This window comes from Candidatus Nitrosarchaeum limnium BG20 (genome assembly GCF_000241145.1).
Taxonomy (GTDB): Archaea; Thermoproteota; Nitrososphaeria; order Nitrososphaerales; family Nitrosopumilaceae; genus Nitrosarchaeum; species Nitrosarchaeum limnae.
This window is the reverse complement of the sequence record NZ_AHJG01000023.1, coordinates 1-823: the sequence shown is the minus strand read 5'-3', so window position 1 is coordinate 823 and position 823 is coordinate 1. Positions and strand designations below refer to the sequence as shown.

Genomic DNA, 823 nt, shown 5'->3' with positions numbered 1-823 from the left:
AGTGCTGAAAAATTTTAAAAAAGAATTAAAAATTGTGGCAGACAGCGCAGTAAAGGTTCTAGTTGAAAATGGAATAAATCCTGACATTATTGTCACTGACTTGGATGGAGATAAAGAATCATTAATTAAAGTTGGAAAAACTGATTCGATTTTTGTTGTGCATGCACATGGAGACAACATAGTCAGGCTAAATCTTGCGGCAAATTTTAAAAATTATGTTGGAACAACTCAATCAAAACCATTTAAAAAAATACAGAATTTCGGGGGTTTCACTGATGGTGATAGGGCAGTTTTTCTTGCAAGTCACTTTGAGGCAAAAAAGATTATTTTGTTTGGTATGGATTTTGGAGAAAAAATAGGAATTTACTCTAAAACAAAAGTAAATGATAGAAACACCAAATTAAAAAAATTAAGAAAAGCCAAATCACTTTTAGAATGGCTAGCAAAAAAAACAAGATCGCAGTTATTTACAACATCAATCCCAATTGACGGATTTGAAAAAATTCCCTATGGTAAAATAAATATCATAATTACCTAGAATGCATTTAATACCCATATGCTCAGAAAGAAATCATGAAGTTCTCTGAAGAGCAAATACGAGATACAGTTGCCATTAGAGATAATTTAGCTAAACAAATAGAAAAGCACCAAAAAGCCATAGAACTATTAGAAAAAAACATTATAATTTTAGATTTAGTATTAAAAGAATCTAGTTTCACTAAGGCCTCAGCCATTACAAAAAACTCTAGAGTCACCTGCAAAAACTATCCCTAGCGAAAAGTCAGAAAAAAATTCTATTCCCATAACAAGTGGTAGTGATGGT

General features: G+C 31.1%; 2 protein-coding genes. Both read left to right on the top strand.

Annotated features, from left to right (window positions below; translation table 11 throughout):
- Positions 1-538 (top strand): 6-hydroxymethylpterin diphosphokinase MptE-like protein (locus BG20_RS01005; protein ID WP_048096957.1); only part of this gene is annotated, 538 nt, incomplete at its 5' end.
- 35 nt (positions 539-573) lie between these two features.
- Positions 574-774 carry a hypothetical protein gene (locus BG20_RS01000; RefSeq protein WP_010189753.1) on the top strand — a complete coding sequence of 67 codons (201 nt, stop codon included), beginning with the start codon at positions 574-576 and terminating at the stop codon, positions 772-774.
- The last annotated feature ends 49 nt before the right edge of the window (positions 775-823 follow it).

What these genes read in the sequence shown, in the direction of transcription:
- BG20_RS01000 (WP_010189753.1), top strand. Translation starts at nt 574, where the DNA reads ATGAAGTTCTCTGAAGAGCAAATACGAGATACAGTTGCCATTAGAGAT.